The organism is Megasphaera sp. (assembly GCF_047831605.1).
In the GTDB taxonomy this organism is placed as follows: Bacteria; Bacillota; Negativicutes; order Veillonellales; family Megasphaeraceae; genus Megasphaera; species Megasphaera intestinihominis.
In genome coordinates, this window is sequence record NZ_CP181255.1 from 1,755,061 (window position 1) to 1,778,207 (window position 23,147).

Here is a 23,147-nt window from a genome sequence, read left to right on the forward strand (position 1 = left end):
GTGTGAATTCCATTTGAATGAAAAGGTGGTGAAAGGCCATGTTAGACGATTATCTGAAAGAACTACAGCACATCACCCTGCTCCAGCCCGACGAAGAACGGGCCCTGTGGCAGGCCTATAAGGACGAGGGGAATCTGGAGGCCCGCAGCCGCCTCATCGAGCAGTACCAGCCCTTGGTCTTCAAAGAGGCCATGCGCTGGCACATCCATCGCGACATCCTGTCCGACGCCCTGCAGGAAGGGACACTGGGCCTCATCGAAGCCGTGGAACGCTATGATTACCGCCGTGGCGTGGCCTTCCCGCTCTTTGCCGTCCACCGCATCCGCGGGGCCATCCTGGACTATCTGAAGCGCGAAGGCGCCGTCAGCGCCGTATCCCTTGACGAACCGGATGAACGGGGCGTGACGTTGCAGGATACGCTCTGCGATGAGCGCCAGGACCCTGTCGAAGCCACGAGCCGCCAGCTGTTGCTGGAAAAGGTCGGCCACGTCTTGAAAAGGCTGCCCGAAAAGGAACAGGCCGTCGTCGAAGGCGTGTACCTGAACGACGTGGAGCAGAAGCACCTGGCCAAGAGCCTGGACGTCAGCCTGCCTTACGTCTACCGCCTGCAGAAACGGGGCATCCGCCGCGTGCGCGGCATGCTCAGCCGGTTCATCCATGAGAGCCGCCACTAAAATTTTTTTACATTTTCTTAAAATTGACCCGTTTTTAGGTGAAAAGAATCGGAAAATGCTGTAAAATATAGATTATGGCATGTTTTTGCGCCTTTTTGCCGGTATAAATTCATACGGCCTTTGCCGATTTTATAAGAGTATTCGTCTAGGCAGAAAGGAGAAGGCTGTATGAAACATTCCCAACGCGATACAGTTCACCGGGTCCGGGCCGTCCGGTCCTGGCTGGAAAAGGCCGAAGCCTCGTTTGATGAAGAGTCCGATATCAAGGGCGAACTCAATCTGATGCTGGCCGAAGCGGAAATGAAGAATTTGCGCAAACACCATCCAGTCAGCAGGAACTGGCTGCGGGCCGGTGCCATGGTCACGTCCTTCTTCCTGGCGCTGGGCGGCTGGTATGCCTTCCGCCTGACTGGGCCGGAAGAACGGCCGCCGGCCGTCGAGGCCGTCGTCCAGGAGACGGCGGCAGGGAATGAAGCGGACCGGGACCCGGTGGATACGGCTGCGCCTGTGGCCGAGCCGGTCCCGGCAGGCAGCGTGCAGCCCCCTGTCCAGGAAGGACCAGCACCGGTGGCAGCATCTGCGCCGCCAGCAGCTCCTGCCGGAGACGAACCGCCTGTGCAGCCAGCCGCGACGGCTGCAGCCGTACCGGAACCGCCAGCAGCGGCTCCGGTACGGGTGGCAAGGAAGGCAGTCTTGTCGGACCGCCAGATACAAGCTACTGTACAAGAAGCACGTCATACCTTGCGCGGTACAGGTATTACGAAATAGATAATGGAGGATTTTTATGAATATGCGGAAGAAAAAACTTCTCGCCCTGATGGTAACCAGTGCGATGATGACGTGCCCTGTTTGGGCTGATGATACGACAGCGGCAACAGGTTATGAGTCGTCGGGCAGCCAGACGGTTACATCTGGCTCGGCAGCTGCTCCGGCGGATGACCAGAAAACAGCTGTCAATACGGTCGTAACCTCGCCCAATGATGAAACGACAGCCGATGCCATGAAAGCGGCTAAATCGGGCCTGACGGGCTATGAAACGGCAGAAGAACTGGCCGCCATTGCGGCTGGTAAGAGTCCGGCTGCAGTTCAGCAGGAAACAGCAGAAGCCGTCCACAAGGAAAATGAAATCCTCAACCCGGCTCCTGTCGATACGACGCCGCAGATTACGGGCGACAAAGTCAGCTACATGAGCGGTACCAGCGACATGCAGTTTGATACGTCCATCCCCGGCTATCCCCTGGCCGTCATCCAGGCCGGCCAGGACGTGGCCCTGCCTTATGGGGAAGCCGTTACCGATGCCGACTTGAAACCCTATGTCGACAAGGTAGCCACTTCCGTTACGGTCGGCCCCGTACCGGAAGCCCAGATTGAACAGAAACTCCTACCGCAGCTGGCCATGCGCGTCGGCGATGCCGTCAACATGGACTACATCCGTCACGACCTCAACGTCATCGGGGCGACGGGCCTGTTCTCGACGGTCAAGCCGTCCTTTACGACTGTACCGGAAGGCGTTTCCCTGAACTATACGGTCCAGATGAATCCGGTCGTCAAGAAAATCGACATCGTCGGCAACGAATCCCTCAGTACAGGTGATTTGATGAAACTCGTCGCCACGACGCCGGGCACGACGCTCAACACCGCCGTCGTCAGCCACGACGTAGCCAATATCAACACGGCCTTTGCCAATGCCGGTTATATGATGAGCCGCGTCTCCGATGTCCGCCTCGACGACGAAGGCGTTTTGCACATTGCCATTTCTGAACCGCGCATCGAAAATATCAATCTCCGCGGCAATACCAAGACCAAGAATAAGGTCATCATGCGTGAACTGCGCATGAAGAAGGGCGATATCTTCAACAAGAACACTGCCAGCCGCAGTATCCAACGTGTTTACAACACGGGCTATTTTGAAGACGTCAACGTCCGCCTCCTGCCGGGCCAGCGCAATCCCAAAGATGTCATCGTTGAAATCGACGTCACCGAACAGAAGACCGGTTCGGTCACCATCGGTGCCGGTTACTCTGACTCCGACGGCCTGGTCGGCATCCTCGGCCTGGCTGAAACGAACCTGCGTGGTACAGGCGATAAGGCCAATATCAGCTGGGAATTCGGCGGCAACACGGATAGCAACAAGAACTACATCTTCTCGTATACCCATCCGTACCTCAACGATGCCGGCGACTCCATCGGCTTCAGCATCTTCGACCGCGAATCGGAATATGACGACTATGATGAAAAAGGTGATTCTAAGGCTGAATACGACCGCCGGACCAATGGCTTCAACATCACTTATGGCCGCGTCCGCAGCGAATACGTCAGCGACTACGTCACGCTGGAAACGAAGCGGACAAAATATGTTAGTTGGGATAGCGGATACAACTACCGCGATTGGCAGAATAATACAGATCCAGAATTTCCTTCAATATACCGAAATTACTTGAAAAATAACTTTGGCCGCACGAACAGCATGACCTGGTCTCACGTCTTCGATAACCGCGACAACGTCTACGATCCGACGAAAGGCAAGCGCCTGTCCTTTACGGGGACCTGGGCTGGTCACGGCATGGGCGGCGACTTCGACTACTTCAAGTTCATCGCCGAAAACCGCCTGTACTACAAAGTCGGCCGGGCCCACGTCATCGCCGTCCGCCTCATGGGGGGGATCGCAACTGGCGATATGCCGTACAACGACTTGTTCACCCTCGGTGGTGCCGACAACCTGCGCGGCTATGAAGACGATGAATTCCGCGGCAACAAGATGTACGAAGCGACCGTCGAATACCGCTATCCCATTGCCAAGAAGATCCAGGGCGTCGTCTTTACCGACGTGGGCAATGCCTGGGGTGGCGTAGAAAACATCCCCTGGTACCATGAAAACAATAAACTCCATTATTCCGGTGGTATCGGCTTCCGCATCACCACGCCGATCGGGCCTATCCGCCTGGATTACGGCGTAGGCCAGGATGGCGGCAAGTTCCACTTCAGCTTTGGCGGTAAGTTCTAAGACGATGAAAGGTCGTGGATGATGAAGATCCGCACTTATTTATTGACTGTCTTTGCCGTCTGTGCTAGTCTTAGTAGTGCTATAGCAGCATCAGTAGAACAAGTGACGGTCCATGTCGCCTCCGTAGAGGAGGCGATTCCGCCATTAGTCGAAAAACGTATTGCTGCCAGCATCCAAACTGTAGGGAACCACGTATTCCTCAACCACGACAGCGGAGACATTGTCAGTCGTCATGAAGAATACGAGCGAACCGTCAACGATATCATCAATCGCGTCCTCATAGGCTATACGGTGGAATCCATTGCCATCCATCCCGGCAGCCGGACGGAGCTGGATGTACGCATCCGCCCTTGGGGTGATACGATCCGCAACGTCCGCTTCGCCGTCGACTACGGAGCCTTGCCGAAAATGGGGCAGGAACTGGTCGATAAAGACCTGGAACATGCCGGGGACATGGCCGAAAGCCTGCTCATCGGCCTGCCTGTCGATGCCCTGGACTGGGCTAACGGTGCCGTCAAATCGGTCCTGGAAAATGAACTGGAAGAACGGGTGCCGGAATTTTATCCGCACATCGTCATCCACGGCGGTCCGGAAACGGACGTCACCGTCTACATGCTGCCCAAGCTGCCTGTCGTGCGCAACGTCCGCGTGGCTATCAAGGGCGACGATGTACCGAAGGTCATCTTCCTCAGCGCCCGCAACCAGCTGGAACGGACCTATGCCGGCCTGGCTGGCCTGCCCGTGGCTTTTGTCCGGCGCCATGAACGGGATATTGCCGAAGCTTTGCAGGGCGATGTCCAGCGCCAGTGGGTCGTCAAGAACTACGGACTGCACGTGACGCCGTCCTTGTCGCTCGGTGAGGATACGGCCATCGACCTTACGTCACAGACGGCTTTTTACGACATCCGCGGCGGCGCCTATATCGACGCCGGCCGTGACCACAGCAGCGACGATGATACGGTCCTCATGGCCCATGTGGGCCGTAAGATCGGCAGCCATCACGAAGTGTACGGTGCCGTCAAGTTCATGCCGTCTTCCCTGGACTGGAACTTCATGCCCGGCTACTTTTACCGCTTCCGCAGCGGGACCCAGGCGGGATACCAGTTCGAAAGCCTCGACGACAGCCAGCACCTGTGGCTGCGCCAGCCCTTGGGAGGGCGCTGGACCTTGCGCTATGACCGTGACCTGACCCATGACGATTCCGAAGTGGGCCTGCACTATCGCGTCGATGATTATGTCGGTTTGGAATATATCGTGTCCGACCACGATGCTTGGCTCCGGATTATCGGTTATTTGTAATACAAAAGGAGAAGTTTTATTATGATGTCTGAAATAGGTAAGAAACGCAATATCAAGATTTTTTCGGCTGTTATCGCAGCTATCTTCGTCTTCAGTGTCGCCGGCCTGGCTATCATGCAGACGGGCAACCCTGTCAATGCGGCTCCGTCGAGCAACATCGGCGTCGTCGATACGAGCAAGATCATCACTCCTGATAATCAGGACGCCGTTGCGGCACAGAAACAGCTCCAGCAGGCTGGCGAAGACATGCAGAAACAGTTTGAACAGCAGTCGGCCGGCATGGACGACCAGCAGAAACAGCAGCTCTTCCAGAAGATGCAGGGCGAACTGGCTACGAAACGCCAGGAAATCTTCAAAGGCATCAAAGATAAAGTCGACACGGCTGTCAGCGATGTTGCCAAGACCAAAGGCCTCAGCCTCGTCGTCGACAAGAGCGTCGTCCTCTATGGCGGTACGGATATTACCGACCAGGTAGCCAAAGAACTGAACAAAAATTCCAGCTCCAGCAGCTCCGACAGCAGCTCCAGCAATTCCAGCAGTTCGGACAGCTCCAGCAGCAGTAACCAGTAAGGAGTCTTTATGAAACGGATATATGCGGCAGCCGGTGCCGCGGTCCTCATGGTCTGTCTCCTCGCCGGCTGGTGGTTCTTCAGCCACCGCAGCCAGCCGGCCCCGTCGACAGCTGCGACGCCGGTCTATGCCTATGCAGACCTGGAACACGTCGTCATGAGCCACCCGCGTTATAGCGAGTATCACCATTTAGAACTGGAATACAACGCTATGGTTGCCCAATATCAGTTTGAACAGTGGAACTATTCCCAGAAAGCTGCTGCCGAAGGGACGTCGGTCCAGAATTTTGCCGCTGCCGACGCCGCAGGTACGGCAGCCCTCGACCAGGAACTGCAGGCCAAAGTCGCCCTCAAGGAGAACGAGCTCAACAACCGGCTGAAACAGCGGTATGATTCGCTCGTCCAGGAAAAGAAGAAGACGACGCCTGTCATTTCCCAGGCCGACACCTTGAAAATCGTCAATCTCCAGTTGAAGCTGAAGACCCTGTCCCTGTCTAAAGAAGAACGGGCAGCGACAGAGGAACAGCTCCAAACCTTGCTCAAAGGCAGCCAGGCTGACGTCCAGGTGACCAACCGGACAGCCGATGAAATCGCGGCCCTCATGGCACCGGATAAGGCCCAGGCCAAGAAAGAGCTCGATGACTACGCCCAGCAGGTCAAGAAAGACCTGGAAGGACGCAAGGCAGACAACCAGCAGGTCTTCCAGCAGCAGCTGGGCGTCTTGCAGGACCGGCCGGAACCGGCTGTGTGGAACAAGGAATGGAAAGATAAACTCGATGCAAAAGAAAAAGAAATGAAAGATGTGAAAGACGCCATCATGGCAGATATCCGCGATAAAGCCGCCGATGTCGCCCAGGAACAGGGCTTTGAGATGATCTTCGCCAACTACGAAGGCATCGGCACGGCTACGGATGTTACCGATGATATTATTGCCAAGTTGGCATAACAGGAGGCTTTTAGCAATGAAAAAAGTTTGGAAGCGCTTAGGAATCGTCGCCGCAATGCTGGCCCTGACGGGTATGCTCGCCGGCTGTGGCGGAAAAGATAATGTAGGCGTCGTCGACATGTCGCGCGTACAGAAAGAAGCGCCCCTGGTCCAGCAGTATAAACAGAAGACCGAAGATAAACAGAAATCCATCGAAAAGGAATTGCAGGACGCACAGCAGTCCATGTCGGCTGAAGATTTCCAGAAGAAACAGCAGCAGGCCCAGCAGGAACTCAATATTTTCGGCGCCAGCATGCAGCGTCAGTTCATGTCGGACATCCAGAGCAAGTTAGGCGACATCGCCAAGGATAAAAATGTCGGCATCATCGTCGTCAAAGAAGCCGTTCCTTCCGGCGGCATCGACGTAACCGACGATTTAATTGCCAAATTGCAGTAAAAAAAGGGGTTGTATATCGTGAAGAAAACAGTACAGGAATTAGCAGTATTGCTGGGCGGCACGGTCATCGGCAAGGGTGACGCCGTCATTGAAGACGTGAAAGGCCTGGCCGAAGCCGGTCTGCAGGACATTACCTTTGCCGTCGATCCGTATACGGAATATTTGCCGCAGGTCCATGCCGGTGCCGTCATTGTCGAAAAAGAAGTTCCTGCCGGAGATAATACGCTCGTCGTCGTAGAAAATCCCCGCCTGGCTTTTTCCCAGCTCCTCGTGCTGTTTCATCCCCGCCAGTCGGTCACGCCGGGCATCCATCCGACAGCCATCATCGACGGCAGCGCCTCTATCGGCGAAGACGTAGCCATCATGCCTTATGCCGTCATCGGCAAGAACGTCGAAATCGGCAAGGGTTCGACGATTTATCCCTATGTCTTCTTAGGGGATAACGTCAAGATCGGCGAAGGCTCGGTCATCTATCCTGGCGCCGTCATTCACGAAAACTGCGTCCTCGGCAAGCGGGCCGTCATCCGGGCTCATGCCGTCATCGGCGGTGAAGGCTTCGGCTTTGCCACGGAAAAGGGCAAGCATACGCGGATCCCGCAGATCGGCAACGTCACCCTCGGCGACGATGTCGAAATCGGGGCCTGCACGTGCTTGGATAATGCCACGCTGGGTTCGACAAAAGTCGGGCGGGGGACGAAAATCGACAACCTCGTCCATCTCGGCCATAACGTCGAAATCGGCGAAGACTGCTTCCTCATCGCCCAGACAGGCATTGCCGGCAGCACCAAAGCGGGTAACCACGTCATCTTTGCCGGCCAGACCGGCTGCACCGGCCACATCACCATCGGCGACAATGCCGTCTTTGCCGGGAAAACCGGGATTACCGGCAATATCAAGGGCAATCAGGTCTATGCGGGCTTCCCGGCCCGTCCCCATATGGAATGGAGCCGTACCCAGGTCTATTTGAAGCACCTGCCGGAAATGGCCAAGACCGTCAAGGCCTTGCAGAAAAAAATCGCCGAACTGGAAAAGAAATTAGAACAACAGTAAGAGGATTTGCCTATGTACACCTTTATGAAATGTCTGAGCTGGATCATCTGCCACATTCCCGAAGGCTGTCGCCGGGCCCTGGGCACCTTTTTAGGTGCCTTTTTCTGGACTTTCGTCCCGAAGAAGCGAAAAGTGCTGGCCCAGCAGCAGATCCTGGACTGTGGCCTGACAGAGGACCCGGATAAGGCCATGGCCATTGCCAGGGCCAGTACGGTCCGCTTTGGTCCGATGATCGTCGAAGTCCTGTCGTATCCGCGCTATACGAAGGAACTCCTCGACGAAAAGATTACCTGGCACGGCAAGGAATACCTGGACGAGCTCAAAGCCAGCGGCGAAGGGGCTATCTTCATGGCCTCCCATGCCGGCAACTGGGAACTCCTAGGGGCCGTCCTGGCCATGAACGGCTATCCCCTTATTTCCGTCGCTCAGGAACAGAACAGCAAGAGCGCCGATGCCTTCATCAACGAGTACCGGGCCATGATGAAGCAGCACGTCACTTACAAGACGGGCATCCGCGACATGGTCCGCTTCCTCCGCGACGGCCACTACATCGGCCTGCTCATGGACCAGGACCCGGGCTATACCGGCATCATGGTCAAACTCTTTGGCATGGACACCCTGACGGCTGACGGACCGGCCAAGATGGCCGGCATCGCCAATTACCCCATCGTGTCGACCTTCATCCACGAAGACCGGCCGTACCACCACGTCGTCGAAGTCCTGCCGCCCATCAAGCCGTACACAGCGGACCACAAGCTCTCGAAAGAGGAAAAGAACCGCATCATGTACGAAACGACACAGGAACTCAACGACCGCCTGGAAGCCCATATCCGCAAGTATCCAGAAGACTGGTTCTGGCTGCACAATCGCTGGAAATGGACTAAACGGTATAAAATAAAACAAGCTGAAAAGGGGGCTGGCGTATGAAGGCTTATGTCATCATGCGTAGTCACTATTACTTCGTAGTTTGTAGTTCGGAGTTTGCAGTTTGTAGAAAATGGCTCTAAATTTAAAACCATTCACTAAAAACTACAAACTGCAAACTTAATACTCAAAAAGAGGCTGTCTTCAGGGACAGCCTCTTTTTTGCCTTACAATCCACGACAAATGGGGCGAAAAATGCTATGATTAAGGAAAGACATTCTTCACTTAGGAGGGACGATCGTGAATATTTTCTTATATCTCATCGCTATCATCTGTTTTGCCGTTCCCAGTTATAACTGGTTCGCTACGGGTCATCTGTCCGGGACGTTCAGTCTCGTCTTCGGCGTCTTCATCCTCTACTGGATTCACCGCCACAATAAGAAGAAGTTCAAGCCGGAACTGGAATTTTCCAGCGGCAACGAAGAAGTGGACAAGCTGAACGACGAGCTCTTCAGCAAAGCCGTCGATGATTTCAACGCCATTGAAAAAGAAATGAAGCACGTCGATGACGACGAACTGCGGAAACAGCTGCGCAAGATGCAGGGCATTGCCAAGAATTTCCTGACCTACTTGCAGCAGCATCCGGAACGGATGAGCCTGGCCCGGCGCTTCGTCGATTATTACCAGGACCGGGCCCTGCTCCTGGTCCGCAAGTACCAGGAGCTGGAAAAGACGGGCCTTGAAGCGCAGGAAGTGCAGCAGTCGAAATGGGAGATCAAGCAGCTCCTGGATAAGTTCGACGAAGCCTATGAAGACCAGTTCTCCAAGGTCCTCAATGCCCAGCTCATGGACCTCGACGCCGAAATGAAGGTCATGAAGCAGAACATGGCCGCTGACGGCATCCAGACGAAACCGCCCAAGGTGGAACCGCAGGCCAAGCGCAGTGATGACCTGGTCGGGACGATCATCGATTTAGCCGACCAGTTCTTGAATACAAAAAGAAAGTAGGTAGATACTATGGCCGATATCAATTTGAATGACCTTTTAGAGAAAAAGCAGGCCGACAGCCAGAAAGCCCTGCCAGCCGTCGATGAAAAGCACGAAGTAGCTCATTTCAATGCCCAGGTCGAAAGCCTGACGCCGGAAGAACGGCAGCAGGTCGACACCATCAAGGATGCCATCGACCTGGTCAATTCCAACGCCATCGTCCAGTACGGCAGCGCCGCCCAGAAAAATATCGCCACCTTTTCGGACAGCGTCTTGTCGACGGTCAAGAGTACGGACCCGGCCGCAGCCGGTGACCTGCTCAACGACCTGGTCAAGCGGGTCAAGTCCTTTGAAGACGAAAACGACGAGGACCAGGGCTTCCTGGCCAGCCTGCCCGTCGTCGGCTCGCTGTTCAAGAAAAAAGAAGCCCTGACCCAGTCCTATACGACGCTGGCCGCCCAGATCGACAAGATACAGGCCGGCCTGGACAGCCAGAAAATGACCCTCATGAAGGACATTGCCATGTTCGACGGCCTCTACGATAAGAACCTGGAATACTTCAAACAGCTCCAGCTCTACATCCAGGCTGGCGAAGAAAAGATACAGGAACTGAACTTGACGACGATTCCCAAACTGGAAGCCCAGGCTCAGGTTTCAGATAATCCCATGGCCGTCCAGGTCGTCCAGGATTTCAAGAATTCCGTCAGCCGCTTTGAAAAGAAGGTCCACGACCTGAAAATCAGCAAGACCATTGCCATCCAGACGGCACCGCAGATCCGCATCATCCAGAACAACGACAAGATCCTCGTCGACCGCATCCAGAGTGCCATTTACAACACCATCCCCTTGTGGAAGAACCAGATGGTCCTGGCCCTGGGGCTGGGGCGGCAGAAAGAAGCCCTGGAAATGCAGCAGGCTGTGTCTAATACGACCAATGAACTGCTCAAGCGCAACGCCGCCATGCTCAAGCAGAATTCCCACGATACGGCCGTCGAAAATGAACGGGCCATCGTCGATATCGAAACGGTCAAGCAGGTCAATGAAGATTTGATCAGCACCATCGAAGATACGCTGCGCATCCAGCAGGAAGGACGGCAGAAGCGGCAGGCCGCCGAAGCCGAACTGGTCCAGATCGAAGACCGCCTGCGGGAAGCCCTGTTAAAAGGCGCCGGCCACAACTAGAAACTGCAAACTACGGACTATCCCTTAGAGCCAGCCGAATTTTTTGCAGGCTTCCAGGATGCCGCCCTTATCGTTGTCGCCCGTGACGTAGTCGGCATGGGCTTTCAGCTCATCCCGGCCGTTGCCCATGGCGATGGAGAAGAAGGGCTTGCGGAACATGGAAATGTCGTTCATGCCGTCGCCGAAGACGACAGCATCTTCCGGGCGGCCGCCGACGAGGTCCAGCATACGCAGGATGCCGCGGCTCTTGTCGGTCGGTTCGATGAGGTACGTGTGGTCGATGTATTCCAGGTGGGGCAGGCCGTATGTCGGCGGTTCGTCTTCGAGGCGCTGGGGCCGGGCGTACATGATTTTATAGACGGCCGTCAGATTTTCGATGGGGACCGGGCGGATGACGGTTTCCATGTAATTGCGCGGGTCGTCGTGGGGGAAATCAGCATACGGTGTATAGCGGTTGATGGTATTGTCCGTGACGACGGCCCAGGGATAGTGGCGGTCCGTCAGGTCGCGCAGCAGGGCTTTGCAGTTCTCCAGGGGCAGGCCGGTCATTTTCAGGATTTTCCCGTCCAGGGACAGGCTGTTGCCGCCATCGGCGACGACGGCCGGTATGCCGTAGCGGTCGGCAAAGGTCTGTGTATCGTGCTGCAGGCGGCCCGATGCGATGGCGATGAAATGGCCTTTCTGGACGAGGCGGCGCAGGCAGTACAGCGTGTCTGCCGGGATGATGCTGGAGATCCCCAGGCCCAGGGTCCCGTCGATATCAAAGAAAAAGTATTTTTTCGTCATGAGTCTATCCTTTCTCGGAAAATTAAGAAACCTCTTTATTATAGCATATATAAATTTCTCCCAAAATCCCCTTTTGCCATTGACAGAAGGGGTCCTTTTTTTACATAATAAAGTGAATGTCTATTTATTTTCGATCACATAAAAAGGAGCGATTTGACTAATGAGCACCATTGATACGACTTGTGTAAATGCCATTCGTGTATTGTCGGCTGACGCCATCCAGAAGGCCAACTCCGGCCATCCCGGCCTGCCCCTCGGCGCAGCCCCCATTGCATACGAACTCTGGGCAAATCACATGAACCATAACGCAAAGGACCCGAAATGGGCGAACCGCGACCGCTTTATCCTCTCGGCTGGCCACGGCTCGATGCTGTTGTATTCGCTGCTCCATTTCTACGGCTACGGCCTGACCATGGACGACATTAAACAGTTCCGTCAAGATGGCTCCTTGACACCGGGTCATCCGGAATACGGCCACACGACGGGCGTCGAAGCGACGACAGGCCCCCTCGGCGCCGGCCTGGGCATGGCTGTCGGCATGGCCATGGCAGAAGCTCACTTGGCAGCTATTTTCAATAAACCGGGTTATCCCGTCGTCGACCACTACACCTTCGCCCTCTGCGGCGACGGCTGCCTGATGGAAGGCATCTCGTCGGAAGCCTTCTCCCTGGCAGGGACACTCGGCCTTTCCAAACTCATCGTCCTCTACGATAGCAACAACATCTCTATCGAAGGCAATACGGACATCGCCTTTACGGAAAATGTCCAGGCCCGCATGGCTGCCTTCGGTTTCCAGACGATTACCGTCGAAGACGGCACGGACCTCGATGCCATCGGCAAAGCCATCGAAGAAGCCAAAGCCGACAAGGAACATCCGTCGTTCATTACCATCAAGACCCAGATCGGCTATGGCTGCCCGGCCAAACAGGGCTCGGCTGCCGCTCATGGCTCGCCGCTGGGTGAAGAAAACATCGTCGCCATGAAAGAAAACCTGGGCTGGCCGAAACCGCAGGAAACCTTCTACATCCCGGACGAAGTCTATGCTCATTATGCTGAATTGAGCCAGAAAGCCGGCGCAGCTGAAGCGGATTGGCAGAAACTCTTTGCCGACTACGCTGCCAAATTCCCGGATATGAAAGCTAAATGGGATGCTTTCCACAGCGATGTCGATGCACAGGCCCTCTTGAATGACGAAGATTTCTGGGCTTATGAAGATAAACCGCAGGCTACGCGCAGCTTGTCCGGCACGATGATCAACCGCCTGAAAGACATCATGCCTCAGCTCTTTGGCGGCAGCGCCGACCTGGCTCCGTCGAACAAGACGGAAATGAAAGGCGAAGGCTTCTTCAGCAAGACCGATTACAGCGGCCGCAACGTCCACTTCGGCGTCCGTGAACTGGCTATGGGCGCCATCACCAATGGCCTGGCCCTTCACGGCGGTATCCGTCCGTATGCCGGCACGTTCTTCGTCTTCAGCGATTACATGAAACCCATGATCCGCCTGGCTGCCCTCATGAGCCTGCCGACGACGTACGTCCTCACGCACGACAGCATCGGTGTCGGCGAAGACGGCCCGACTCACGAACCGATTGAACAGCTGGCCATGCTCCGCTCCCTTCCTAACGTCAACGTCTTCCGTCCGGCTGACGCTACGGAAACGGCTGCCGGCTGGTACCTGGCTGCGACCAGCCAGAAGACGCCGACGGCCCTCGTCCTGACCCGCCAGAACCTGCCGCAGCTCGCCGGCAGCAGCAAAGAAGCCCTGAAAGGCGCTTACGTCATCGCCGATGCCAACAAGGCCGTTCCCGATGCCATCATCATGGCCAGCGGTTCGGAAGTCGAACTGGCTGTCAGCGCTAAAGACGAACTGGCTAAAGAAGGTGTCGACGTCCGCGTCGTCAGCATGCCTTGCATGGAACTCTTTGAACAGCAGGACGAAGCCTATAAAGAACAGGTACTCCCGAAAGCTGTCCGCGCCCGCGTCGCTGTCGAAGCCGCTTCGGACTTCGGCTGGGGTAAATACGTCGGCCTCGACGGGACGACGGTTTCCATGAAATCCTTCGGTGCCTCCGCTCCGGCCGGCGTCTTGTTCAAGAAATTTGGCTTCACGACAGAAAACGTCGTAGCCGCCGTAAAGAAAGTCGTAAAATAATCGTGGTTCGTGGCTCGTAGGGAACGTCCAAAGGCGTCCCGCAGACCGCAGGTCGCAGTTAGCCGTTCGTAGGGGCCGTCCCAAAGGGCGGCCCGCCGCGTCTTTGCGGGATTCTCACATATACGGAAACGGGCGCCCCACGTGGCGCCCCTACTAGCCACTAACCCCTAGCCCCTAACCACTTAAAAGGCGCTGTCTTCATGCGACAGCGCCTTTTTCATTTGTCAAGGCTTGATTTTTCTTCTATATTTTATTATACTAGATACAAGAAGAAACCCTACTGTGTACGTAAATGGTCTCGATGTTTTGAACCAACACTTTTTACATTGGGAGTTCGGGCTCTATATCGTTAGGCAATGCCTTCACTGGACTGTCGACCCTTATAGGAGAACACCCACCTGCTTAGGCAGGCTCAAAACTCGGTTTATAAACGGCATGGTGGGGCTCTTTTCTTATTCGAGAATTTAGTTATTTCGTCCGCCGCTGAGGAGACTTGGCGGCGTTCTATTTAGTCTGGAGAGCAAACAAATGAGCGGAGACGATTTATTTTCTATGGCTGATGAACGGAGCGGCCGGGACTATGCGCCGCTGGCCGTCCGCATGCGGCCGGAATCTTTGGATGACATCTATGGACAGGACGACCTCATCGGCCCGGGCAGTTTTCTGCGGACCCTCATCGAGAAGGACACGATCCCGTCCCTTTTGTTTTACGGTCCCTCTGGCGTCGGCAAGACGACGCTGGCCCATGTCATTGCCAATGAGACGGACAGCCGTTTCGTAACCCTCAACGCCGTCACGGCCGGGACGGCGGAACTGCGCAAAGTCATCGCGGCGGCGCAGGATGCCATCCATTTATATCAAAAGCGGACGATCCTCTTCATCGACGAAATCCACCGCTTCAATAAAAGCCAGCAAGACGTCCTGTTGCCGTATGTCGAAGACGGGACGGTCATCCTCATCGGGGCGACGACGGAAAATCCTTATTTTGAAGTCAACCGCCCCTTATTGTCGCGCCTGCGCGTCATCCAGCTGAAGCCCCTGCCGGAACAGGCCGTCATGGCCGTCCTGCGGCGGGCTCTGACGGATAAAGAAAAAGGCCTGGGCTCGCTGGGCATCACGGCCAGCGATGAGATGCTGGGAACCCTGGCGCGGCTGGCCGACCGCGATGCCCGCGTCGGCCTCAACCTGCTGGAACAGGTCTGCATGGTCGTCCCGGCTGGCGGCCATATCACACACGACGCTATCGAAAAAGTAGCCGGTCATAAGGTCTATACGTATGACAAGAAAGGCGATGCCCATTACGATACGGTATCGGCTTTCATCAAGAGTATGCGTGGGTCCGACCCCGATGCGGCCCTGCACTATATGGCCCGTATGATCGACGCCGGAGAACAGCCGTCCTTCATCGCCCGCCGCCTGGTCATCTGTGCGGCTGAAGACGTAGGACTGGCCGATCCCCAGGCTCTGGTCATCGCCAATGCCGCTGCCCAGGCCGTCCAGTTCGTCGGCTGGCCGGAAGGGCGCATCATCCTGTCCGAAGCCGTCATCTACGTGGCCTGTGCGCCGAAGAGCAACAGCGCCTACATGGCTATCGATGCGGCTCTGGCCGACGTCCGCCATAAGGACTGTGGCGATGTGCCCGATTATCTACGCGACAGCCATTACAGCGGCGCCGCCGCTCTGGGCCATGGCCTGACCTACCAGTACCCTCACGATTTCGATGGGGGCTGGGTGGCCCAGCAGTATCTGCCCGATGCTTTGAAAGGAGCGTCCTATTACCGGGAACGGCCCTATGGACAGGAAGGGAGCATGGCAGCTGCCTGGCATAAGCGCCGTGGCGGCAAGTAATCTATTAGTAGAAGGTGAACTGTTTTGACAAAAGGAAAGACCCGTAAAACCAGCCGCACCAAGCGGACGACTGGCACGCGTCAGAAGGCGAAGACTGCCAGGAAGGCAGGGACGTCGCCACTTTTGAAATATGAAATCATAGGTATTTGTTGTATCCTCGCAGGCGTCTTTGCGACGGCCGGCTTCATCGGCGTCGATACAGGCCGCATCGGCCACAGCGTCGACGATATCTTATCGTATATCTTCGGCCTGGGCCGGATCGTCGTCAGCCTGTCCCTCATCGTCCTGGGCCTGAAATACATCGTCATCCGCAAGGCCTGCCCAGTGTCGAAATCGTGGGCCGTCGGGACGTGGATCTATATCCTCCTCCTGGGGCTGGTCCATTTGCTGGTCATCCCGGAAGGGACGGAATTCCTGCCGCACAGCTTATCTGTCGGCGGGGGAATCGTCGGGGCCGTCATGGCCTTGGTCCTGCGGCGGTTTCTTGGATTTTTTGGAGCTGTCATGGCTATTACCGGTGCCTGCATCGTCACCTTCCTGGTCTGGAAGAATTGGTCTATTTCTAAGCCTGTGGCTGTCGTAGCCGACAAGGCCGGCCAGGAAGCGGCCAAAGTGTCGGGTAAGGCCGTCGAAGGCCTTCAGGACGCATCCCAGTCCCTGAAACAGTGGCATGAACGCCGCCGCATCTTCGATTTGCAGGCGGTTGTAGGGGACGACCCGTTAGGGCGTCCCGCTTGTGGGAATCCCGATGATTATCCCGCTGATATGGAACGCCCGGCCTCAACCATTGCCGATGCCTGCGACTTGGGCAACGGCGTCGAAGAAGTCCGCTTCGATGCCAGCCCTATCGAAGAAGACGTGCCTTACGATTGGGCCAGCGACGATTCGTATGAAGAAGTTCCGGAAACGCCGGAGGAAATGCCGGAAGACGCCCGGCCTTACAGTCAGATACATGAAACCGTCGTCGGCGATACAGTGCCGACGGCCCATGACGTACAGCCCGGCCCGGCAGCGCCGGCGGCTTCACTGGCCGGAGAAACGGATGTCCTTGGCCATGATATGGGCGACGTCAAGCCCATTGAAGTCGAAAAGAGCAGCGTCGCTGTCGAAACCAGCGAAGAAGGGAGCAGTGCCGTTCCCAAAGCGGCTGGCGAAAAGACGTACCGCCTGCCGCCGGTGAGCATGCTCAAACCGGGGCCGCAGCATATCATCGGCCTGAGCGATGAAGTCCGGGAAAATGCCCGCATCCTCCAGGAAACGCTGCAGAGCTTCAACATCGATGCCAAGATACTCAATGCCAGCCAGGGGCCGTCTATCACCCGTTACGAGCTGGAACCGGCAGCGGGCGTCAAAGTCAGCAAAATCGTCCACTTAGCCGATGATATCGCCTTGAAACTGGCCGCCACGGATATCCGCATCGAAGCGCCGATTCCCGGCAAAGCGGCCGTCGGCATCGAAGTGCCGAATAAAAAGCTGACCGGTGTCAATCTGCGCGATGTCATCGACACGGATACGTTCCGCAAGGCCGCCGGCGGCGTCCCGGTCTGCCTGGGCAAAGACATTGCCGGCAACCCCATCGTCGCCGACCTGACCAAGATGCCTCATCTCCTGGTAGCCGGCTCGACCGGGTCCGGCAAGAGTGTCTGCATCAACACCTTCATTGCCAGCATCCTCTTCAAGCAGCGGCCGGAAGACGTCAAGCTCATCCTCATCGACCCGAAGGTCGTCGAATTATCCAATTACAACGGCATCCCGCACTTGCTGACGCCAGTCGTCACGGACCCGAAGAAGGCCGCCAGCGTCCTGCGCTGGGCTGTCCGGGAAATGGACGACCGCTATAAGCGCTTCGCCATCACCCATACGCGGGATATTTCCCGCTATAATGAACTCCATCCGGAAGACACGATGCCTTTCATCGTCATCATCATCGACGAATTGGCCGACCTCATGATGATGGCCTCAGACGACGTGGAAAAGTCCATCATCCGCCTGGGTCAGAAAGCCCGTGCCTGCGGCATGCACCTCGTCCTGGCGACACAGCGGCCGTCTGTCGATGTCCTGACGGGTCTCATCAAGGCCAATGTCCCGAGCCGCATTGCCTTCGCCGTTTCCAGCCAGGTCGATTCACGGACTATCCTCGACATGGCCGGTGCAGAAAAACTGATTGGCAAGGGCGACATGCTCTTCTATCCTCTCGGTGCTTCCAAGCCTCTCCGCGTCCAGGGCGCTTTCATTTCCGATTCGGAAATCGACGAAATGGTCGAATTCATCAAGGCCCAGGGCGGTCCCAATTACGATGAAGCCGTCCAGAAGGCCCAGTCGGAAAATCCCGAAGACAGCGTCGATTTCTTTGAAGACGACCTCATGCGCCAGGCCATCGACATGGTCCTGGAAACGGGCCAGGCTTCGACGTCCATGCTCCAGCGCCGCTTCCGCGTCGGCTATACGCGGGCAGCCCGCATGATCGACATGATGGAAGCCATGCACATCGTCGGCCCCAATAACGGCAGCAAGCCCAGGGAAATCCTCATGACGGCCGACGAAGTCCAGCAGAAGTATTTGAGCTGAACCCCTGTACCCCTGGCCGTATCTGTTATATAATAAAAGGTACGATTATAGAGAATGGGGAGAGGAACAACAGTGAACGAATCGTCGATCGGAGAAGTGCTGCGACTGGCAAGAGAACAACAAGGGCTGACACTGCAAGACGTGTCCGATGCCCTCAATATAAAGCGGGAATACCTGGAAGCCCTGGAAAAGGACGAATACGATGCCATTCCCGGCGCCGTCTTCGTCAAGGGCTTTCTTCGCAATTACGGCATTTTCCTGGAACTGGACGGCATCGCCCTGGCCCGGGAATACAAGGAAAACGTCGAAGAACGGACGCCGCAGCCGGAAGTGCGGACCATCATGCCCGTCAAAAAGAAGAAAGTCCGCAAGGACAGCAATAAAAAGAAGAAGCAGCGTCAGGGAAAATGGCCGGAAATCACTATCATTGCCGGCATCATCATTTTCCTGCTGCTCATCATTTGGATTTTAATTTAAATAAGGAGCCATATGCGCGAGAAATTCTTAGTAACCAGCCGGGAGGACATGGAACGCCGCGGCTGGGATCAGCTCGATTTTGTCTACATCAATGGCGACGCCTATGTCGATCACCCCGGTTTTGCCGCAGCCCTCATCGGCCGCGTATTGGAAAGCCGGGGCTATCGTGTCGGTATCATTTCCCAGCCCGACTGGCATAGTGCCGAACCGTTCAAGAAATTGGGACGGCCGCGGCTGGCCGCTTTGATTACAGCCGGCAATCTCGATTCCATGCTCAATGAAAAGACGGCAGCCAAGAAATTCCGCAGCCGCGACAGCTATTCGCCAGGCGGCGAAGCCGGCCACCGGCCGGAACGGGCGACCATCGTCTATGCCAACCGCATGCGGGAAGCCTATAAGGATGTGCCCATCATCATCGGCGGCATCGAAGCCAGCCTGCGCCGCTTTGCCCACTATGATTACTGGTCCAATAAAGTGCGCCATTCCATCCTCCTGGACAGCAAGGCCGACATCCTCAGCTACGGCATGGGGGAACATTCCGTCGTCGAAATCGCCGACGCTCTGGCCGAAGGCAAGACCGTCGCCGAAATGTACGACATCCGCGGCATCTGCTACGTCACCAGCCGGCCGCCCATTTCAGATAAGACCGTCGTCTGTCCGTCTTATGAAGACGTCAAGAAGGATAAATTGACCTTTGCCAAGGCTTTCAAGATGCAGTACGAAGAACAGGATCCCTTTTACGGCAAGACTATCATCCAGCCGTCAGAGAACCGCTTCGTCGTCCAGACGCCGCCGGCCCTGCCGCTGACGACAGCCGAGATGGATGCTATCTACGAACTGCCCTTCCAGCGGCGCTGGCATCCTGATTACGACGCAGCCGGCGGCGTTCCGGCCCTGCATGAGGTCCAGTTCAGCCTGACCAGCCAGCGCGGCTGTTTCGGCCACTGCCATTTCTGCGCCATTGCCAGCCATCAGGGCCGCATCATCCAGCATCGCAGCCATGAATCACTGGTCAGGGAAACGGAGCGCATGACCCATCTGCCCGGTTTCAAAGGCTACATCCACGATGTCGGCGGCCCGACGGCGAACTTCCGCCACGTCGCCTGTGCCAAGCAGCTCACCGACGGGGCCTGCCGCAACCGCCACTGCATCGGCAGCGAAACGTGTCCGAACCTCAATACGTCCCACGACGATTATCTGAAGCTGCTGCGGGAAATACGCAGCGTCAAAGGCGTCAAGAAGGTCTTCGTCCGCTCAGGCCTGCGCTATGACTACGTCCTGGCCGACCACAACAAGGCTTTCGTCAAGGAACTCTGTCAGTACCACGTCAGCGGCCAGCTGAAAGTGGCGCCGGAACACGTCGTCAAGCACGTGACGGACCTCATGGGCAAGGCCGACGTCCATGCCTTCCTGAAGTTCAAGGACTGGTTCGATGAAGCCAACCGGGAACTGGGGAAGAAACAGTACCTCGTCCCGTATTTCATGTCCAGCCATCCCGGCTGTACCCTGAAAGATGCCGTCGCCCTGGCCGAATTCCTTCGGGATATGCATATGCAGCCGGAACAGGTACAGGACTTCATCCCGACGCCTGGAAGCCTGTCGACGGCCATGTACTATACAGGCCTCAATCCCTTGACGGGTGAAAAAGTCTACGTCGCCCGCCGGCCGGAAGAGAAACAGATGCAGCGGGCCCTGATGCAGTATAAGAACCCGGCCAATTATGATATTGTCTATAAGGCCCTGTGCCTGGCCGGCCGACGGGACCTCATCGGATACGGTCCCAAATGCCTCATCGCGCCGCGGCGCCATCAGGCAGGGAGACGGCCCGATAAGGCCGGCCGGCATGCCGCTCCGCCCCGCAGGCAGGGGAGGGGACCGGCTAAGACTAGAAAATTCAGGTGAAGCTAATGAAGAAATTCGTGCCCTTTATCGTGCTCAGCCTCTTCGTCATCCTGCTCCTGAGCCTGTGCGGGCCCATCCTGGTACAGCGCCAGCAGGAAGAAGCACAGCGGGCGTATGAAGCCGAACGCCATCTCGTCGTCTTTTCCGACTTGCCTCAGGATGTCAACGACGGCCTGGCCCAGCGCTTTTACGAACAGAAACATCTGCGCGTCCAGATCTATTCCAAGAGCGACAGCGAGATCCGCCAGTCCCTGAAGGACGACGGCGGCGTCAAGCCCGATATCCTCATCGCCTCGGAAGACGACTTGCAGGCTCAGAAGAAAAACGGCATCTTGCAGCCCTACGCCTCACCGGTCACGGATAAAGTGCCGCCGTCCATGAAGGACCCGGAACAGCTCTGGAATGGCCTCTGGTATAACCCTATGGTCTTCGTCCTCAGCCAGGCCTATTACGAACGGCGGGGCATGCAGATCCAGTCCTGGGACGACCTGTTGACCGACCCGGGTATGGTCCTGGCTTTCCCGGACCTGGCATCCATGGATATGGCCGGCGAGTTCCTCTGTTCTTTTGTGGAAATGAGAGGCATGGAAGACAGTGAACGCTATCTGAGCTCGCTCCAGAGCCATGTAGCGGCCTATTCTAAGTCCATGTCGGTCAATGTCCGCCGCGTAGCCAGCGGCGAAGCCGATATGGGCGTCGCCGACGCGTCCGTCGCCCGGCAGTATTACAAAGACGGGGCGCCGATCTTCATCCTCTATCCTCAAGACGGCACGTCGTACTGGCTGACCGGTGCGGCTGTCACCAACTGGTGTGAAGATGGAGAATTGACCAACGCCTTCATCGACTGGCTCTATTCGCCCGATGCTATTGACGTCTTGCGGCAGAGACACATTTTTTTGAGCGAAGCCCTGCCGCCGGCCAACCCGGAAGTCGATGCCAAAGGCCGGGAGCTCGTCTTATTCCCCGTAAAAAAACAGTATTCTGATCAGGGCCGCCGCGATTTGCAGGCCTGGTGGATCAAATCAATTCGCTTCGGAAAGGAAAAGTAAAGCTACATGGAAAAAATCGGATTTGTCAGCTTAGGCTGCTCCAAAAACCTTATTGATACGGAAGTCATGCTGGGCATCCTCCGCGACCGCCATATGGAGATCACAGAGGACCTGCCCCAGGCGGATATCATTATCGTCAATACGTGTACGTTCATTGAAAAAGCCAAGCAGGAATCCATTGATACGATATTGCAGGCTGCCCGCTACAAGACGGAGGGGAAATGCAAGATACTCATCGTCACGGGCTGCCTGAGCCAGCAGTATAAAGAAGATTTGATGAAGGAAATGCCGGAAATCGACGCCCTCTTGGGAACCGGTTCGTGGGACCGCATCTGGGAAGCCATCGATACGGTCAAGAAAGGGCGCAAAGCCTGCTTCATGGACGATGTCAGCCATCTCTACAACCAGAATACGAGCCGCCTGCGGACGACGCCGAAGTACAGTGCCTATGTGAAAATCGGCGAAGGCTGCAACAACGGCTGCTCGTTCTGCATCATTCCCCATGTACGGGGCAAGCTGTACAGCCGGCCCGTCGATTCCGTCGTCGCCGAAGTACAGCAGCTGGCAGCCGACGGCGTCAAGGAAGTCAACCTCATCGCCCAGGACACGACGAGCTATGGCGTCGACCTGGCCGGTCATTCCCTGTTGCCGGAACTGCTGCGCCAGCTGGTGAAGATCGACGGCATCCGCTGGATCCGCCTGTTCTATCTCTATCCCCACTACTTTACGGATGAATTGATGGACCTCATCGTCAAGGAAGAAAAAATCTGTCCCTACGTCGACTTGCCGCTCCAGCACATTTCCCAGTCCGTCTTGCAGCGCATGAACCGCCGCGATTCCGAAGCCGATGTGCGCAGCCTCATGAAGAAGCTCTGCAGTCACGGCCGCAAGCTGACCCTGCGCTCGACGTTCATCGTCGGCTTCCCTGGCGAAACGGAAGAAGAATTCCAGGAACTCTGTGATTTCGTCAAGGAAACGGAATTCGACGATGTCGGCGTCTTCACCTATTCCCGCGAAGACGGCACGCCGGCAGCCCTCATGGACGGCCAGATTCCGGAAGAAGTCAAGGAAGAACGGTATCATCAGCTCATGGCCATCCAGGCCAAGGTATCGGAAATCCGCAATCAGGAACTGGAAGGCTCTGTCCATACGATGCTCGTCGAAAGAGTAGAAGAAGAAAAGGGTATCCGCCAGGCTGTCGGGCGCATTGAAATCCAGGCTCCCGACGTCGATGGCCTGACCTATCTGGAAGACGCCCAGGATGTACAGCCTGGCGATATGATTCCCGTCCGCATCGCCCAGGGCTTTGCCTATGACCTCGTAGCGGAACGGATGGATTAACCGAGGTGATCGC

19 protein-coding genes and 1 other RNA gene are annotated in these 23,147 nt (G+C 56.3%); 19 read left to right on the forward strand and 1 reads right to left on the reverse strand.

Annotation, left to right across the window (positions count from 1 at the left end; all coding sequences use genetic code 11):
- Nucleotides 1-38 precede the first annotated feature (38 nt).
- The 11 genes from ACFWUB_RS08365 (at nt 39) to ACFWUB_RS08415 (ending at nt 11,011) form a co-directional block, all read left to right on the forward strand.
- On the forward strand, nt 39-674 hold the full coding sequence (locus ACFWUB_RS08365) for a sigma-70 family RNA polymerase sigma factor (protein ID WP_292107619.1): 636 nt from the start codon (nt 39-41) through the stop codon (nt 672-674).
- 168 nt (nt 675-842) lie between these two features.
- Entirely contained in the window at nt 843-1,442 is a 600-nt protein-coding gene (locus tag ACFWUB_RS08370) for a hypothetical protein (protein ID WP_020309654.1), read from the forward strand.
- 16 nt (nt 1,443-1,458) lie between these two features.
- Nucleotides 1,459-3,678, forward strand: coding sequence for a BamA/TamA family outer membrane protein (locus tag ACFWUB_RS08375; RefSeq protein ID WP_416183808.1), 2,220 nt, complete (start codon nt 1,459-1,461; stop codon nt 3,676-3,678).
- Between the two features lie 18 nt (nt 3,679-3,696).
- The gene (locus ACFWUB_RS08380; RefSeq protein ID WP_416183809.1) at nt 3,697-4,977 is read left to right on the forward strand and encodes a hypothetical protein; all 1,281 of its coding nucleotides are present in this window, start codon (nt 3,697-3,699) and stop codon (nt 4,975-4,977) included.
- 21 nt (nt 4,978-4,998) lie between these two features.
- Nucleotides 4,999-5,547 (forward strand): OmpH family outer membrane protein, encoded by a 549-nt coding sequence (locus ACFWUB_RS08385; protein ID WP_416183810.1) that lies wholly within the window; start codon nt 4,999-5,001, stop codon nt 5,545-5,547.
- Nucleotides 5,548-5,556: 9 nt separating this feature from the next.
- Nucleotides 5,557-6,492, forward strand: a complete 936-nt coding sequence (locus ACFWUB_RS08390) for a hypothetical protein (protein WP_020309650.1) — start codon at nt 5,557-5,559, stop codon at nt 6,490-6,492.
- 16 nt (nt 6,493-6,508) lie between these two features.
- Nucleotides 6,509-6,928, forward strand: a complete 420-nt coding sequence (locus tag ACFWUB_RS08395; protein WP_020309649.1) for an OmpH family outer membrane protein — start codon at nt 6,509-6,511, stop codon at nt 6,926-6,928.
- 18 nt (nt 6,929-6,946) lie between these two features.
- Nucleotides 6,947-7,978, forward strand: a complete 1,032-nt coding sequence (lpxD, locus tag ACFWUB_RS08400) for a UDP-3-O-(3-hydroxymyristoyl)glucosamine N-acyltransferase (protein WP_416183811.1) — start codon at nt 6,947-6,949, stop codon at nt 7,976-7,978.
- A gap of 12 nt (nt 7,979-7,990) precedes the next feature.
- Nucleotides 7,991-8,905, forward strand: coding sequence for a lysophospholipid acyltransferase family protein (locus tag ACFWUB_RS08405; protein ID WP_416183812.1), 915 nt, complete (start codon nt 7,991-7,993; stop codon nt 8,903-8,905).
- A gap of 237 nt (nt 8,906-9,142) precedes the next feature.
- On the forward strand, nt 9,143-9,850 hold the full coding sequence (locus tag ACFWUB_RS08410) for a 5-bromo-4-chloroindolyl phosphate hydrolysis family protein (RefSeq protein ID WP_416183813.1): 708 nt from the start codon (nt 9,143-9,145) through the stop codon (nt 9,848-9,850).
- Nucleotides 9,851-9,859: 9 nt separating this feature from the next.
- Nucleotides 9,860-11,011 carry a toxic anion resistance protein gene (locus ACFWUB_RS08415; protein WP_020309645.1) on the forward strand — a complete coding sequence of 384 codons (1,152 nt, stop codon included), beginning with the start codon at nt 9,860-9,862 and terminating at the stop codon, nt 11,009-11,011.
- Nucleotides 11,012-11,035: 24 nt separating this feature from the next.
- On the opposite strand, the gene ACFWUB_RS08420 is transcribed toward ACFWUB_RS08415, so the two are convergent.
- Nucleotides 11,036-11,797, reverse strand: coding sequence for an HAD family hydrolase (locus ACFWUB_RS08420; RefSeq protein ID WP_020309644.1), 762 nt, complete (start codon nt 11,795-11,797; stop codon nt 11,036-11,038).
- Between the two features lie 160 nt (nt 11,798-11,957).
- Between ACFWUB_RS08420 and tkt the strand changes: the two genes are divergently transcribed.
- The 8 genes from tkt (at nt 11,958) to rimO (ending at nt 23,134) form a co-directional block, all read left to right on the forward strand.
- Entirely contained in the window at nt 11,958-13,949 is a 1,992-nt protein-coding gene (gene tkt, locus ACFWUB_RS08425; protein ID WP_020309643.1) for a transketolase, read from the forward strand.
- Between the two features lie 271 nt (nt 13,950-14,220).
- Nucleotides 14,221-14,398, forward strand: a non-coding RNA gene (gene ssrS, locus ACFWUB_RS08430) — 6S RNA.
- Nucleotides 14,399-14,477: 79 nt separating this feature from the next.
- Nucleotides 14,478-15,797, forward strand: a complete 1,320-nt coding sequence (locus ACFWUB_RS08435) for a replication-associated recombination protein A (protein ID WP_292108204.1) — start codon at nt 14,478-14,480, stop codon at nt 15,795-15,797.
- 24 nt (nt 15,798-15,821) lie between these two features.
- On the forward strand, nt 15,822-18,365 hold the full coding sequence (locus tag ACFWUB_RS08440; protein WP_020309641.1) for an FtsK/SpoIIIE family DNA translocase: 2,544 nt from the start codon (nt 15,822-15,824) through the stop codon (nt 18,363-18,365).
- Nucleotides 18,366-18,437: 72 nt separating this feature from the next.
- A complete protein-coding gene (locus ACFWUB_RS08445; RefSeq protein WP_292108205.1) occupies nt 18,438-18,842 on the forward strand; it encodes a helix-turn-helix domain-containing protein in 405 nt (134 codons plus the stop codon).
- A 12-nt stretch (nt 18,843-18,854) separates the two neighbouring features.
- Complete coding sequence (locus ACFWUB_RS08450) at nt 18,855-20,744, forward strand: YgiQ family radical SAM protein (protein ID WP_071601811.1); 1,890 nt, start codon at nt 18,855-18,857, stop codon at nt 20,742-20,744.
- Nucleotides 20,745-20,749: 5 nt separating this feature from the next.
- Nucleotides 20,750-21,793 carry an ABC transporter substrate-binding protein gene (locus ACFWUB_RS08455; protein WP_292300816.1) on the forward strand — a complete coding sequence of 348 codons (1,044 nt, stop codon included), beginning with the start codon at nt 20,750-20,752 and terminating at the stop codon, nt 21,791-21,793.
- Between the two features lie 6 nt (nt 21,794-21,799).
- On the forward strand, nt 21,800-23,134 hold the full coding sequence (rimO, locus tag ACFWUB_RS08460) for a 30S ribosomal protein S12 methylthiotransferase RimO (RefSeq protein WP_020309636.1): 1,335 nt from the start codon (nt 21,800-21,802) through the stop codon (nt 23,132-23,134).
- Nucleotides 23,135-23,147 lie beyond the last annotated feature (13 nt).

What these genes read in the sequence shown, in the direction of transcription:
- ACFWUB_RS08365 (WP_292107619.1), top strand. Translation starts at nt 39, where the DNA reads ATGTTAGACGATTATCTGAAAGAACTACAGCACATCACCCTGCTCCAG.
- ACFWUB_RS08370 (WP_020309654.1), top strand. Translation starts at nt 843, where the DNA reads ATGAAACATTCCCAACGCGATACAGTTCACCGGGTCCGGGCCGTCCGG.
- ACFWUB_RS08375 (WP_416183808.1), top strand. Translation starts at nt 1,459, where the DNA reads ATGAATATGCGGAAGAAAAAACTTCTCGCCCTGATGGTAACCAGTGCG.
- ACFWUB_RS08380 (WP_416183809.1), top strand. Translation starts at nt 3,697, where the DNA reads ATGATGAAGATCCGCACTTATTTATTGACTGTCTTTGCCGTCTGTGCT.
- ACFWUB_RS08385 (WP_416183810.1), top strand. Translation starts at nt 4,999, where the DNA reads ATGATGTCTGAAATAGGTAAGAAACGCAATATCAAGATTTTTTCGGCT.
- ACFWUB_RS08390 (WP_020309650.1), top strand. Translation starts at nt 5,557, where the DNA reads ATGAAACGGATATATGCGGCAGCCGGTGCCGCGGTCCTCATGGTCTGT.
- ACFWUB_RS08395 (WP_020309649.1), top strand. Translation starts at nt 6,509, where the DNA reads ATGAAAAAAGTTTGGAAGCGCTTAGGAATCGTCGCCGCAATGCTGGCC.
- ACFWUB_RS08405 (WP_416183812.1), top strand. Translation starts at nt 7,991, where the DNA reads ATGTACACCTTTATGAAATGTCTGAGCTGGATCATCTGCCACATTCCC.
- ACFWUB_RS08415 (WP_020309645.1), top strand. Translation starts at nt 9,860, where the DNA reads ATGGCCGATATCAATTTGAATGACCTTTTAGAGAAAAAGCAGGCCGAC.
- ACFWUB_RS08420 (WP_020309644.1), bottom strand. Translation starts at nt 11,797, where the DNA reads ATGACGAAAAAATACTTTTTCTTTGATATCGACGGGACCCTGGGCCTG.
- tkt (WP_020309643.1), top strand. Translation starts at nt 11,958, where the DNA reads ATGAGCACCATTGATACGACTTGTGTAAATGCCATTCGTGTATTGTCG.
- ACFWUB_RS08435 (WP_292108204.1), top strand. Translation starts at nt 14,478, where the DNA reads ATGAGCGGAGACGATTTATTTTCTATGGCTGATGAACGGAGCGGCCGG.
- ACFWUB_RS08450 (WP_071601811.1), top strand. Translation starts at nt 18,855, where the DNA reads ATGCGCGAGAAATTCTTAGTAACCAGCCGGGAGGACATGGAACGCCGC.
- ACFWUB_RS08455 (WP_292300816.1), top strand. Translation starts at nt 20,750, where the DNA reads ATGAAGAAATTCGTGCCCTTTATCGTGCTCAGCCTCTTCGTCATCCTG.
- rimO (WP_020309636.1), top strand. Translation starts at nt 21,800, where the DNA reads ATGGAAAAAATCGGATTTGTCAGCTTAGGCTGCTCCAAAAACCTTATT.